Origin of the sequence: Flammeovirga kamogawensis (assembly GCF_018736065.1) — a bacterium.
In the GTDB taxonomy this organism is placed as follows: domain Bacteria; phylum Bacteroidota; class Bacteroidia; order Cytophagales; family Flammeovirgaceae; genus Flammeovirga; species Flammeovirga kamogawensis.
The window spans coordinates 1,753,085-1,767,545 of the sequence record NZ_CP076128.1 but is presented as its reverse complement, the minus strand read 5'-3'; the positions used below and the strand labels follow the sequence as shown (position 1 = coordinate 1,767,545).

The following is a 14,461-nucleotide window of genomic DNA, read 5'->3' as shown; positions in this document are numbered from 1 at the left end:
TTGTATGATGTGTCTCTTTTAAGTGAAGTTACAAACAAAAAGAGACGTTAAAAATATAACGTCTCTTTTTATAAATAGTACAATATATATCTTAACTATAAAGATGGTTAATCTTCAATGATCATCAATTTAGCAAAAGTTAATATTAATGTTTTTTTACCTACCTCTTCAAATTGAATATCGGCTCTTTTATCTAATCCCTCTTCAGAAATTTTGACAACTTTTCCATCGCCAAATTTCATGTGTCTAACCGTGAGTCCAACAGATAAATCATCTGCTTTTGATGGTACAAAAGGTCTGTCGTCTTTTGGCTTTACTGCTTTTTTTATAAAATTAGAAGGAGCTTGACGCAAAGAACGGTAATTAGAAAAACCAGGCGTGTTTCCAGGACCAAGATCATCACTAATAGAATTTCTTTTCATGCTGATATATTGAGGAGCAATTTCATCAATAAATCTACTTGGTTCGCAAGATATTTGCTTTCCAAATCTATAACGCTGTAATGCATATGTTAAGAATACTTTTACTTTAGCACGTGTAATTGCTACATAAAATAATCTTCTTTCTTCTTCTAAATCTTCTCTAGTTTCTAACATCATCTGAGAAGGAAATAGATTCTCTTCCATACCAACAATGTAACAGTAATCAAATTCAAGACCCTTTGACATATGGATCGTCATAAGTGTAATTGCATCACTCATATCTTCTTTTTCTGAAGATGTAATTAATGAAATCTCCTCTAAATAAGTCACCAAGCTTTTGTCTTCTTTTGAGGGATCATCTGAGAAACCTTGAATACCATTAAGAAGTTCTTGAAGGTTGTCGTATCTATTTTTTCCTTCTGGAGTTTTATCTTCATATAACTCACGTAGTATACCAGAACCTTTGGCAATAAATGAAGCTACCTCAAAAGCATTTTTTTGCTCTGCTTGCATTTGGAAAACCTTGATCATGTTGGCAAAGTTTTCTACTTGAGTTGCTATTCTACCACCAAAAAAGCGTCTGATGTTAGATACAACATCCCAAATACCCAATTTATTTTCAGCTGCTTTTACAAATAAATTGTTTACAGTTGTTGGTCCAATTCCTCTTTTCGGGTAATTGATAACACGTTTAAAAGCTTCTTCGTCTTTAGGGTTAGTTACAAACTTTAGGTAAGCAACCATGTCCTTAATTTCTTTTCTCTGGTAGAAGGATAGTCCACCAAATATTTGTGCTTTAATAGATAACTTAACTAGGGCTTCTTCGAGTGCTCTAGATTGCGAATTGGTACGGTATAAAATAGCAATATCTTGAGGGTGAATACGATCCCTCATAATTGCTGTTTGAATACTTTGTGCAACAGCCTTTGCTTCGTCTAAATCAGATCCTGAACGAATAACTTCTATTCTGTCACCAATTCCATTTTGAGTAAAAGTACTTTTTTCAAGTTGATTTTTATTGTGCTTAATTACCGAGTTCGCAGCTTCTACAATTGTTTGAGTAGAACGGTAATTTTGCTCGAGTTTAATGACTTTTAATTCTGGATAATCTTTCTCAAAATTTAAGATATTCTGAATATTAGCACCTCTAAATGCATAAATTGATTGGGCATCATCACCAACAACACAAATGTTTCTATTTTTGGCTGCTAGTTTACGAGTGATATAATATTGGGAGATATTGGTATCCTGAAACTCATCAATCATTACAAACTTAAATTTATGCTGATATTTGTTCAGAACATCTAAGTGCTGATGGAAAAGTACATTTGTATTGAAAAGAAGGTCATCAAAATCCATTGCATTTGCTCTAAAGCAACGAATTGCATATTCCTTATATATTTCAAATATTTTTGGACGACCTTGTGCTTCATCTTCAAGGCGCATATCATTATTGGCTTCATAAGAACGCCACGAAATCAGGTTGTTTTTTGCTGATGAAATTCTACTTAGCACCACATTGGGTTTGTATAGTTTATCATCTAATTTATAATCTTTCACCACACCTTTAATAACGGATTTGGCATCTTCTGAATCATAAATTGTGAAATTGGATTGATACCCTAATTTATCAGCTTCGAAGCGTAGAATTTTAGCAAAAACAGAGTGGAAAGTACCCATCCATAGGTTTTTAGCCTCATCACCTACAGCATCAACAATACGCTCCTTCATTTCTCTAGAAGCTTTATTTGTAAATGTGAGTGATAATATTTGAAATGGTTCGATACCATTTGCTATCAGGTGAGCAATTTTATATGTTAAAACTCTTGTTTTTCCAGAGCCGGCACCTGCAATAATCATCATAGGGCCTTCCATATTTACTACAGCTTCACGCTGAGGTGGGTTTAATCCTTCTAAATAATCCATCTTCTCTTATATCTCTCCAATTATGAGATGCCAATTTACAATCAGTTTGTTACTTTTTTATACAATTTGGCATTTTTCGTTAAAAAGTTACGCAAACATTTTCCAACAGTAGACAGTTATAACTTCTAAAAATGATAATAGTTGGTTTTTTGATAGAAAATGATAGTACATTTCTAATTTTTCGTCAAATATTTTTGCTTTTCACAATGATATTTTGAAATTAAGGTTATTAAAATTTCTTAAAAGAAAATCAGTTTAATTATTTATCAAAGTAACGATGTTGAGTTAGAAAACGATTTTGTTATGGATTTCAGTATCAATTTTGGACAACGTCCTATCGAAAGTGGAGATTTATTACTCTCCGAACCATTCTTAAAAGATCAGCATTTTGGTCGTGCAGTCATTCTCATGTGTCAACACGATGAGGAAAAGGGTTCCTTTGGCCTTATTATTAATAAGCCATCAATGGTTACGATAGAAGAAGTCGAAAGCCGACTTTCAATAGATAGTCCAATTTATGTAGGTGGTCCTGTAGAACAAGATACACTTCATTATATTCATAAATTTAAAGATATCACAAATACGGTTCCGTTAAAAGATGGACTTTATTGGGGTGGTAATTATGAAGAAATTCAAGCTTTAAATGCTCAAGGTAAATTAACAGATACAAACTGCAGGTTTTTTATGGGCTATGCAGGTTGGACTGATCATCAATTGAGAACAGAACTTAAAGAAAATTCTTGGGTAGTTTCTAATGCAAGATTAAAAGGAATTTTAGAACAACCAGCAGACGATTTATGGAAAGAAACCCTCCAGGAGATGGGTGGGAAGTATAAAGTATTTGCCAATGCTGCAAAGAATTTACGTTTGAATTAGATTTTTATTATTGATACAACGATATTGTATAGCCTTTAGCTTAAAAAGTTAAAGGCTATCTTTTTGATAACTAATAAAACAAATAAAATAAAGATGAGTAATCCATTATTACAGTCATTTAAAGGTGTTTTTGGAACGGCCCCTTTTAGCGAAATTAAAGAAGAGCATTTTATTCCTGCTTTTGATAAAGCCATAGAGGAAGCACATGAAAATATTAAGAAAATTGAAGAAAGTATTGACTTTCCAACTTTTGAAAATACAATTGTAACATTAGAGCATTGTTCTGATCTTTTAGGGAAAGTTAGTGGTATATTTTTTAATTTGAATTCGGCTCAAACTAACGAGAAAATTCAAGAAATTGCCCAACAAGTTTCGCCAAAATTAAGTGCTTTATCCAATGATATTTTATTAAATGATAAGATTTTTAGTAAAGTTCAATCAATTTATAAGCAAAAAGAAGTTTTAGATTTATCTGTTGAAGATGCTCGATTATTAGAAAAAACATATAAAGATTTTACTTTAAACGGAGCTGAATTATCTGCTGAAGAAAAAGATAAACTAAGAGAAGTAGATTTAAAATTATCAACATTATCATTAACATTTGGAGAGCACGTTTTAGCTGCAACAAATGCTTTTCAGATGGTTGTTGAAGATGAAAATGAATTGGCTGGTTTACCTGAAGCTGTAAAAGAAGCAGCGGCAATGACAGCTAAAGAAGTTGGAGAAGAAGGGAAATGGGTGTTTACACTTCAATATCCAAGTTATATTCCATTTATGACTTACGCTGAAAATAGAGCGTTAAGAGAAAAAATGTTTAGAGCGTTTGGTTCTAGGTGTTTTGATGGTGGAGAAAATGATAATCAAGAAACAGTAAGAGAGATTGTTTTACTTAGAAATCATAAAGCTAAAATTTTAGGGTTTGATTCTTATGCAGATTATGTTTTAGAAAAAAGAATGGCACCTTCTCCAGATGCAGTGATTGATTTCTTGAATGATTTACAAGCAAAAGCACACCCAGCTGCAGAAAAAGAAGTAGAAGATGTTATTGCTTATGCAAAAGCTCAAGGTGCTGAAGAAGTAGAACGTTGGGATTGGGGATTTTGGTCAGAAAAATTGAAGAAAGAACGTTTTGCAATAGATGATGAGGCATTAAAACCTTATTTTAAATTAGAAAATGTTTTGCAGGGAGTATTTGATGTGGCTCAAAAATTATATGGTTTATCATTTAAAAAACGTGAAGACATTGAAGTCTATCATGAAGATGTCGTTACTTATGAAGTAACGGACGAAAATGGTCGTCATATATCTGTTTTTTATGCAGATTTCTTCCCTAGAGCAGAAAAAAGAGGTGGTGCTTGGATGACGTCGTTTAGAGGCCAATCTTTTGTTAATGGAAAAGAGCAACGTCCTCACGTCTCTATTGTTTGTAATTTTACAAAACCAACTGAAACAAAACCTTCGTTATTAACCTTTAATGAAGTAACAACTCTATTTCATGAATTTGGCCATGCATTACACGGTATGTTGGCAGAAGGACGTTACGAAAGCTTAACGGGAACGTCTGTATTTTGGGATTTTGTAGAATTACCTTCTCAAGTGTTAGAAAATTGGTGTTTTGAAAGAGAAACATTAGATATGTTTGCAAAACACTACGAAACAGGAGAGGCGATCCCTCAAGAGATGATTGATAAAATTAAAGCAGCAGCTACTTTCTTAGAAGGTTATCAAACACTAAGACAAGTAAGTTTTGGTTTGTTAGATATGTCTTATCATAGATTAGCAGACGGAAAAGTAGCTGATGTTTCTCAATTTGAAGAAATGGCAATGTCTTCAACATCAATAAAAGCATTACCAAAAGTAGAAGGAGTGAACATGAGTGTAGCATTTTCTCATATTTTCCAAGGAGGATATGCTGCGGGCTATTATTCTTATAAGTGGGCAGAGGTGTTAGATGCTGACGCATTCGAACTTTTTAAAGAAAAAGGCATTTTTGATAAAGAAACAGCAAACAGTTTTAAAGAAAATGTGTTATCAAGAGGAGGGATTGAAGACCCAATGGTTCTTTATAAACGCTTTAGAGGACAAGAACCAAAAGTAGATGCTTTGTTAAGAAGAGCGGGTTTATTGAAGTAGTTTTGAAAAAAATGTAGTATCTTTGCAGATATTACAAAAATTGTTTAAACAAATAAAGAGTAATTCTTTATTCTAAAGATATAAATTATGATTCAAGTAACAGATGAAGCTGCAAAGCGCATAATTGATTTAAGAGAAGCTGAAGGCAGGAGTGACGATCAGAATGTTCGTGTATCTGTTAAAGGTGGTGGTTGTTCAGGTTTAATGTACGATCTATCATTCGATGCAGAAACAAAAGATACTGATGATATATTTGAAGATAAAGGGGTTAAAATATTCGTAGACAAAAAGAGTTTACTTTATTTAGCCGGAACAACTTTAGATTTTTCAGACGGTTTAAACGGCAAAGGGTTTCAATTTGTAAACCCGAATGCTAGTAGAACGTGTGGATGTGGCGAAAGCTTTTCAATTTAATTTAAAAAATTATCAAAAAAGCTGTTTCAGAAGTGAGACAGCTTTTTTTATCACTACCGTTTTCGAAAAAATAGACCTGTTGTGTAAATACTTTTTTGTCCCAATCATTTATTTAAAAAATGAAACTATCCTTTATAAAACTATCAATTGTTTTTATTTGTGTTCTATCTACCGTATTAAAAGCAGAGAACACTAATAATATTGTTGAAATACCTATGTTACAGCAAAAGGTATTTATACCCTCTTCTTCTATTTTGGTTTTAAAAGACCCTTCAAATACAATGACATTAAAGCAAGTAATTGCTGACTCTTTGAAATTTGAATCTATGTCTAAAGACATGATATTTTTGTCTGATGAGGCAGAGTTTTTTTGGGTGAAAGTACAATTAACTGGAAATGCATTATCAAAAGATAGATGGTTATTTGAAATTCCAGATAGTCACTTAGGAAGTGTAACAGCATTTATGAGTGTAGATGGCAGACCTACCGTTTATTTAGAAGCTGCAGGTTATGATCATAAGTTTTCTAAACGAAAGTATCAACATAAAAACATAATATTCCCAATAGATAATATTAATGTTAATAATGGAGAGGTTGTAACCATTTACTTAAAATATGAATCGAAATTTAGGAATGTTCTCTTTTATAAATTAAGTAAAGTCAATACTTTTCTCTCTTATTCAAATACAGAATATTTATTATTGGGACTTTATTATGGAATTTTAATCTGTCTGATTTTATCAAGTATACTTCTTTATTTTAGTATTGGAGAAAAAACCTTGATTTATCTTGTTGGTTTTCTCTTAACAAGTATCCTTGTAGGTTTAACAGAAGATAATCTAGGTTCTCAATACTTATTTGTAAACTATCCGGAATTAAATTATTTATTAATGAAGTATGCTTCCACGTTAAGTATGCTTTCGATTGTTCTTTTATCAACCCACTTTTTAAAGATGCGTGATAAGTATTTTAATGCTTATATGTCTATTTGGGCTATTACTATAGTTAACGCACTTTACTTTTTAATTTTTAAAGGAATAAATGAGTCTATTTGGTCTTTACCTACTTTCCTAATTCCATTTATAGCAATTTTTATCTATTTACTTAAAGATATAAGAAGAGAGGAAACTAAAATTACTTATTTCCTTATTGGTTACGTTGTAATTATTTCGGGGCTTACACTTCAAGTATTACGTGTTTATGGAATCTTTATTTCTGATAATATAATTATTGTTTATGCATTTAATCTAGGTCTCCTTTTAACAGGCCTATTTATGACGCTTTCTCAGTTTGAAAAATTTAAAGTTCTGAAAGAAGAAAAGGAGAAAGTGCAACATCAATTAATTGAAGATTTAAAAGTACGAGAAAAAGTAATTGAAGATAAAGTAATAGAGCGTACAAATGAGATAGCAAAACAGAAAGAAGTAATTGATATAAAAAACAAAGAACTTGAATGGGTAAACGATGAATTAAACAAGCAACGATTACAGATTCAAAGCCTAAATAAAAAGCTTACCGTAGAAAACGAACAACTTATAGAAGATGTAGGGCATTTAGAAACAGCAAGGGTTTTAATGCAAGAAGTAACTTTTGAAGAGTTTGAAAAAATGTTTCCTTCTGATGAGATGTGCTACAATTATTTAGAAGAAATTAAATGGAAAGAAGGATTCACGTGTAAAAAATGTGGAGGAACAGACTACGCTAAAGGAACTGGAGTGAATTCTAGAAGATGTAAAAAATGTAATTATAATGAATCTGTTACTTCTGGTACTTTGTTTCATAGATTACATTTCCCTATTCAAAAAGCATTCTATATGGTGTTCATTGTTTTCTCTAAAGATGGAGATATTTCTTCAACTAAACTTTCTGAGATACTAGAGATGAGACAGAATACATGTTGGAAGTTCTCCAAGAAGATTAAAGAGTCTATGGAATTGAAAAAAGAGGCACTAGGTTCTGAAGATTTACTGAAACAAAAAGGTTGGGAAGAGCTTATTTTAAACTAGAAAGGTTGTCTATTTTTAGATTTGTTATGCATTTTAATGTTAAAATTACATTTTTTTAAGTGATAATAAATCTTAGTGTATTCAGTACGCTTTATCTGTAACTATCTGATTTACAGTGATGAATTTCTATTTTTTTTAAGTGATATTTTTTTTTGGACTAATCACTGCTGAATTTGTGATTTTGAAAGAATAAGTTGAAGTTTGAAATGTAAAGAATACACGACGTCAAGTATTAACTACATTTTTTATAGTGAAAAAATAAGGAAATTATCGCTTAACTTATTTAAATCTATTCTATCGCATTTTAATTTTTTGAAATGAAATTACTTCTACAATCAAAACAACTAGTAGCCTTGTTTTTAGGTATGCTGTTGTTTATGTCGGCGGGCTTAGTCTCTGCCCAAGAACGAATCGTGTCTGGTACAATTACAGACTCTAAAGATGGAAGCGCCCTACCAGGTGTTAACGTTAAAATTAAAGGTTCATCTACTGGTACTATCACAGATTTTGATGGTCAGTTTAAATTATCATTAGATGCAGACGCTACAGAAATTATCTTCTCTTTTATTGGTTACACTGCAAAAACAGTAGTAATAGGTCAGCAAACTACATTTAATGTAAAGCTAGATGAGGACGTAGAGCAACTTGAAGAAGTTGTTGTTGTAGGTTATCAAGTACAAAAGAAATCAGTTGTAACAGGTGCAATTGCATCAGTTAAATCTGAAGATATTACGCAAACTCCAGTACAAAACGCAGCACAATCATTACAAGGTAAAACACCAGGTGTACTTGTTACTCCAGTATCAGGTCAGCCAGGTGCAGGTATTGACATTCGTGTTCGTGGTACAGGTTCTAACGGTTCTAACTCTCCGTTATACGTAGTTGACGGAGTTCAAATGGACAACATCAATTTTCTAAACCCAAATGATATTGAATCTATTGAAGTATTAAAAGATGCAGCTTCTGCAGCTATTTATGGTTCACGTGGAGCAAACGGTGTAGTTTTAGTTTCAACTAAAAAAGGTAAAGAAGGAAGAACAATCGTTTCTTACGATGGTTACTATGGTGTTCAAGAGCCTTGGAGAAAAACTCCTGTTATGAATGCAAATGAATACATGATGTTTCATAATGAAGGTGCTATAAATGGTGGTAAGAATCCTAGATTCTCTTCAGATGATATGGCAAATAACCAGACTGATACTAATTGGCAAGATGAAATGTTCAAATCAGCACCAATTCAAAGCCATAATGTTCAAATGACAGGTGGTACTGAAAATTCTCAATTTATGGCGTCTGTTGGCTATTTTGGTCAAAAAGGTATTGTAGCACCTGAGAAATCAAATTTTGACAGGTATACAGTTCGATTAAATTCATCTCATAAGATTTCAGAATATTTTAAAGCTGGTTCAAATATTACTTTCTCTAGAGAAGAAAAGGCAGGTATTAATGAGCAAAACCAGTTCGGAGGTGTTTTACAGAATGCATTATTGCATGATCCATTAACAACAGTATGGCAAGATGATCCAGCTGTAATTGCTTTGTATGATACTTTTGCTATTAAGCCAGCTAATAAGAATGGTCGTTACTATGCTATTTCTGATCAAGAATTAAGAGAGATTACTAACCCAATGGCTAGAATAAATAATACTTATAGTGAGGATGCTAGTAATAAATTTTTAGGTAATATCTTTATAGAAGTCACTCCAGGAATCAAAGGCTTACGTTTTAGAACAGATGCTGGTATTGATGTAGGTAACTGGTATAATAGAAATTATAATCCAGAAGCTTATTATAATGATGTAGCTAAAACAGCGACTTCAGGTATAAATCAACAAGCTGGCAATTATTTAACATTCCAATGGGAGAATGTATTAACTTATGATTTGGATCTTGGAGAAGGTCATAAATTAAATTTCTTAGCAGGTACTACATTACGTAATAGCTCAGGAAGAGATCAAGGTTCTGCTAGAAATGATTTGCAAATACCTGGCTGGGAAAATGCATGGGTATCTAACGGAGCAGATAATGATACTCAAAAAGCTTGGGGTAGTAATTGGGAACACCGTCTTGTTTCATTCTTTGGTAAAGTAGGTTATGATTATAAAGATAAATATCTTTTAAGTGCTACAGCTCGTTATGATGGTTCATCTAACTTTGGACCTAACAACAAGTTTGGTTTCTTCCCTTCAGTTCAAGCAGGTTGGATTCTTTCGCAAGAAGAATTCCTAAAATCAAGTGATGTAGTTAACTTCTTAAAACTGAGAGCTTCTTGGGGTAGAGTGGGTAATGAGAACATTGGTTCATTTGGTTACTTAGAATTATTTGGTAACACACCTTCTTATCCAATCGGAACTTCACAAAACATGGTGCCAGGTTATGGTATTACAAGAATGTCTAACCCAGATTTAAAATGGGAAGCAGCAGAAGAAATCAATGTAGGTATTGATGCTGGCTTTTTAGACGATAAAATTACAACTACTTTAGATGTTTATTCAAGAGAACGTCAAGATTTATTAGGAACACAACCTGTACCTGGTTTCACAGGTGTTGGTGGGCCTTTATATAACTTAGGAACAGTAACAAATCAAGGAATAGAGGCATCTGTTACATATTCAAAGAGAGATGGTGATTTCCATTTTGATATTACCGCAAATGCATCATACAATGATAATAAAGTAACTCAAATAGCAAATGGAGACGGTAAAGTTTATGGTCCTGGATTATTTGGGGTTGAAGGTCAGTTAATGATGGAAGAAGGGCACGCACTACCATACTTCTACGGTTTCAAAACGGATGGTATCTTCCAAAATCAAGGAGATATTGATGCACATGCTAAAGAAGGTAATCCAATTCAACCAGAAGCACAACCAGGTGATATCAAATATGTTGATATTAATGGTGATGGTAAAATTGATATTAATGATAGAACTGATATTGGAAGCCCTGTGCATTCATGGATGTATGGTCTTAATGTAAGAATGGATTACAAAGGTTTTGATTTCTCAATGTTTTGGCAAGGTCAAGCTGGTGGAAAGTTAGTAAATGGTACAACTCGTCCATCAGATCTGTTAGAAGTTCAAAATTACCCTGTAAGATATTTAGATCGTTGGACTGGTGAAGGAACAACAAATGAATTCCCACGTTTTACGTATGCCGATCAAAATAAAAATTTCACAAGGATAAACGATATGGTACACATTGAAGATGCTTCATATTTAAGATTGAAAAACCTTCAAATCGGTTATACATTACCTCAGCAAATATCAAAAAAGGCAGGTATGAGTAAATTAAGAGTTTATGTATCAGGTAACAATTTAATTACTATTACAGATTACTCAGGAATGGATCCTGAAGTAGCTCATGGAGGTTCGTGGACAGGTTTTGATAATGGTTCATACCCACAAGCTAGAGCTTATCTACTTGGTTTAAATGTTACATTCTAAGAATTGATTCAATAATGAAAATTAAACATATATTAATCGCAGGTAGTCTTGTATTTGGTTCATTATCAATGACATCTTGTGCAGATTACTTAGAGCTTCAACCAACGAATGCTCAAACTTCAGATACTTTTTTCAGATCTTCTACAGAAGCAAGACAAGCATTAGTAGGTGTCTACGAGAAATTACGTTCAGATTACAATGGTGCTCCTAACAGTACACCAATGTTTGATATGGCTATGGGAGATGATGCTTACGTTGGAGGTTCTCCTGATGGTAATGATATGGCTTACTTTCAACAAATGAGTAAGTTTCAGGCACAAACAAATAATGAAGCAGGTCAAGCAGCTTGGAATAAATGTTATGGAGGTATTCAAAGAGCAAATACTCTCTTAGCAAATTATGATAATATTGATTTTACATCTAATGAATCAGATATTAAAGATCAATATAAAGGAGAGGCTACTTTTTTGAGAGCTCATTATTATTTTGAATTAGTTAGACTATTTGAGAATATTCCAGTATTTACAACTGTTTTAACAGGTGATGAATGGAAATCAATAGAGCAATCTACAGTAGACAATACATATGCTACAATTGCAAAAGACATTATGGATGCTATTCCATTAATGGCAACTGCAATTCCTGAAGGAGAAGAAGGGCGTTTAAATCAGTTTGCTGCAAAAGCAGAATTGGTGAAAATTTTCATGTTCTATACAGGGGTATATAATAAGTCTGAATTACCTGTTTTAGGTGGTACTGCAATTTCTAAATCTGATATTATTTCAATCGCAGATGATGTTATTGCAAATTCAGGGACTACTTTGGCAACTAATTATGTAGATCTTTTCAACCAAAGTGGTAATTACAATAATGAAGTTTTATTTGAAATTCCTTTTGCTAATACTGGTTCAGGTGATTGGGGTGATTATTCTTATGGTAATATATTAGCTCAAATGTCAGGACCAAGAAGTCATTCGAGTACGTTACTAGCTGATGGTTGGGGTTTCATGTCTCCAAGTAGAGAATTAGAGACTTCTTTTGAGGCGAATGATCTTCGTAAATCAGGTACAATTGTTTATGCTAAAGAGTTAATAGATTTGCAAGGTGATGTTTATGTAGCTAATTATAATTTTACATCAATGCACTCGAGAAAATATACAACTCATGCATGGAATCTAGCTTCTAATGAACCAGCATTGAACTGGGCTCAAAATTACCACTATATTCGTTTAGCAGATATTTTATTATTAGCTGCTGAATTAAACTTAACATCTGATGCAGGAAAAGCTGAAGGGTATTTTAATCAAGTTAGATCTAGAGCTGGGTTAGCTTCTAAATCACAAATTACTTTAGATGATATTAAGTTAGAAAGAAGAGTAGAATTGGCATTAGAAGGTCATAGATATTTTGATGTATTGAGATGGTCAAATGGTCAAATGTCAAATGTTTCTTCAGAATTAGATGTTACAAACTATGTTTTAACTCCTCCTACTGATAATAATCCTAGTTATATTAATGATAATGGAGATAATTTCACTGGAGATATAGGTACTGCAGAGACATATAACAGAACATTTGATGTAGAAAAAAGAGGGTTCTTACCAATTCCACAGGTTGAAGTTGATTTACACTCAATGTTAAAGCAAAACGCAGGTTACTAATCTCAACTATTTAGATTTTACGACAATGAAAAAATATATATATTCATTCTTAAGTTTAGTTGTTCTTTTAGGAATGACTGCTTGTACGGAAGATAAACCAGATGTAGGACCAGCTCCTACATCTGATGATGTAACGTTTACTATGCAGCCTACATCAGACAATCCTAACATCATTCAATTTACAAACACTACTCCTGGTTCTATTGCATATTGGAATTATTATAGTGTTATAAATGATACTACTGAAGAAGCTACAGGGAATGATAAAGGTGATATTGTAACAGCTCCATTCGCATTAGCGGGTAATTATAGAGTTACATTAACTATTGTCTCAAAAGGAGGACAAGCAACTAGTGAAAAAGCGATTGTAATAGAAAATACTGATTTCTCACTTTTGGATACTCCAGATTTCAATAATTTAACAGGGGGTATAGACTCTATTAATGGTAAAGTTTGGAAATTTGAGCGTTTTGTAATTGCACATAATGGTTTAGGACCGGTAGAAACTCAAACTCCTGATTGGTGGAAATCAGCAAAAAATCAAAAACCAACTTTAGGTCACTATGATGACGAGTTAACTTTTAATCTTTATAATTTTAAATACGATTTAAATAATAATGGAGATTCACATGTATTACCAGCTGCAAAAGATCTCTTTATGGCAAACTATGGTGGTACAGTAAAAATTGATGCTGGTGGTGATGGTTTTAATATTGCGACTGATTTAACCACTACAGATTGGAAATGGGCTATTACAGAAAAAGATGGTAAAAAGTTTTTAGAGTTAAAAGGTGATGCTTTTTTAAGTTGGTATGTTGGTGATAGCAAAGAATTTGAGATTATCGAGTTAACTGCTGAGCATTTATATTTAAGAACTATAGGTGCAGATGGTAATGCTTGGTATTATGGTTTTGCTCCTAAGGCAATAGCAGATGTTGAGCCACCAATAATAGAGAAACCACTAGAAGTAAAAGATATTTATGATAATTTTGCAGACTCATCAAATATTACGTTTGTTACAGATGCAGATTTAGATTTTACAGTAGGTTTTCCAAATATTGATGTTTCTGGAAATGATGCTGAAAATGTAGGTAGATATGTGAGAACAGAATCTGAAGGAGATGCTGGTTGGTGGCAAAATTATCAAGCTGAACTTCCTTTTAGATTAGATTTAAGTACACGTAATGTATTTAAAATGAAAATCTATTTCTTACCTTCTAATGATTATACTACAGCTACGCCAGCTGCAAGTACTCCAGATTGGTTAGGTGATGTTGCTATGTCATCTTCGGTTGCTTTAAGATTAGAAAATAGTTTAGATGAAGAGGCTTGGAGAACACGTGCTGAATCTAGTTATAATATTATTGATCAATCTACAGGTAGAGATGAAAGTGGTGAATGGATTGAAGTTACATTTGATTTCAAAACTGTCAATACAGATGCTAATAAGGATTGGAGTTATTCAGTTCCTGCTATAAATAACACTTTCTACGACAAAATCATCATCCAAATTGGTGGTGAAGGACATACTCGTCCTGGTACATTCTACATCTCTGATTTTAGATTAGAACAATAAAAAC

8 protein-coding genes are annotated in these 14,461 nt (G+C 32.7%); 7 read left to right on the top strand and 1 reads right to left on the bottom strand.

Going from position 1 to position 14,461, the window contains the following annotated elements; all coding sequences use genetic code 11:
• Nucleotides 1-107 precede the first annotated feature (107 nt).
• Nucleotides 108-2,348: an ATP-dependent helicase gene (locus KM029_RS06870; RefSeq protein ID WP_144072568.1), complete on the bottom strand. Its 2,241-nt coding sequence runs from the start codon at nucleotides 2,346-2,348 to the stop codon at nucleotides 108-110.
• 303 nt (nucleotides 2,349-2,651) lie between these two features.
• Here KM029_RS06870 and KM029_RS06865 point away from each other — a divergent pair, with 303 nt between their 5' ends.
• From KM029_RS06865 to KM029_RS06835, 7 genes are all read left to right on the top strand, one after another.
• Nucleotides 2,652-3,224, top strand: a complete 573-nt coding sequence (locus KM029_RS06865) for a YqgE/AlgH family protein (protein ID WP_144072567.1) — start codon at nucleotides 2,652-2,654, stop codon at nucleotides 3,222-3,224.
• A 93-nt stretch (nucleotides 3,225-3,317) separates the two neighbouring features.
• Nucleotides 3,318-5,357 (top strand): M3 family metallopeptidase, encoded by a 2,040-nt coding sequence (locus KM029_RS06860; protein WP_144072566.1) that lies wholly within the window; start codon nucleotides 3,318-3,320, stop codon nucleotides 5,355-5,357.
• Nucleotides 5,358-5,444: 87 nt separating this feature from the next.
• The gene (locus tag KM029_RS06855; RefSeq protein ID WP_144072565.1) at nucleotides 5,445-5,771 is read left to right on the top strand and encodes a HesB/IscA family protein; all 327 of its coding nucleotides are present in this window, start codon (nucleotides 5,445-5,447) and stop codon (nucleotides 5,769-5,771) included.
• 119 nt (nucleotides 5,772-5,890) lie between these two features.
• On the top strand, nucleotides 5,891-7,777 hold the full coding sequence (locus KM029_RS06850; RefSeq protein WP_144072564.1) for a 7TM diverse intracellular signaling domain-containing protein: 1,887 nt from the start codon (nucleotides 5,891-5,893) through the stop codon (nucleotides 7,775-7,777).
• Nucleotides 7,778-8,094: 317 nt separating this feature from the next.
• Nucleotides 8,095-11,220 (top strand): SusC/RagA family TonB-linked outer membrane protein, encoded by a 3,126-nt coding sequence (locus KM029_RS06845; RefSeq protein WP_144072563.1) that lies wholly within the window; start codon nucleotides 8,095-8,097, stop codon nucleotides 11,218-11,220.
• 14 nt (nucleotides 11,221-11,234) lie between these two features.
• Nucleotides 11,235-12,881 (top strand): RagB/SusD family nutrient uptake outer membrane protein, encoded by a 1,647-nt coding sequence (locus KM029_RS06840; protein ID WP_144072562.1) that lies wholly within the window; start codon nucleotides 11,235-11,237, stop codon nucleotides 12,879-12,881.
• 25 nt (nucleotides 12,882-12,906) lie between these two features.
• The gene (locus tag KM029_RS06835; RefSeq protein WP_144072561.1) at nucleotides 12,907-14,457 is read left to right on the top strand and encodes a hypothetical protein; all 1,551 of its coding nucleotides are present in this window, start codon (nucleotides 12,907-12,909) and stop codon (nucleotides 14,455-14,457) included.
• Nucleotides 14,458-14,461 lie beyond the last annotated feature (4 nt).

Excerpts from the sequence above, each read along its gene's own strand:
- KM029_RS06870 (WP_144072568.1), bottom strand. The coding sequence starts at position 2,348 with ATGGATTATTTAGAAGGATTAAACCCACCTCAGCGTGAAGCTGTAGTA.
- KM029_RS06865 (WP_144072567.1), top strand. The coding sequence starts at position 2,652 with ATGGATTTCAGTATCAATTTTGGACAACGTCCTATCGAAAGTGGAGAT.
- KM029_RS06860 (WP_144072566.1), top strand. The coding sequence starts at position 3,318 with ATGAGTAATCCATTATTACAGTCATTTAAAGGTGTTTTTGGAACGGCC.
- KM029_RS06855 (WP_144072565.1), top strand. The coding sequence starts at position 5,445 with ATGATTCAAGTAACAGATGAAGCTGCAAAGCGCATAATTGATTTAAGA.
- KM029_RS06850 (WP_144072564.1), top strand. The coding sequence starts at position 5,891 with ATGAAACTATCCTTTATAAAACTATCAATTGTTTTTATTTGTGTTCTA.
- KM029_RS06845 (WP_144072563.1), top strand. The coding sequence starts at position 8,095 with ATGAAATTACTTCTACAATCAAAACAACTAGTAGCCTTGTTTTTAGGT.
- KM029_RS06840 (WP_144072562.1), top strand. The coding sequence starts at position 11,235 with ATGAAAATTAAACATATATTAATCGCAGGTAGTCTTGTATTTGGTTCA.
- KM029_RS06835 (WP_144072561.1), top strand. The coding sequence starts at position 12,907 with ATGAAAAAATATATATATTCATTCTTAAGTTTAGTTGTTCTTTTAGGA.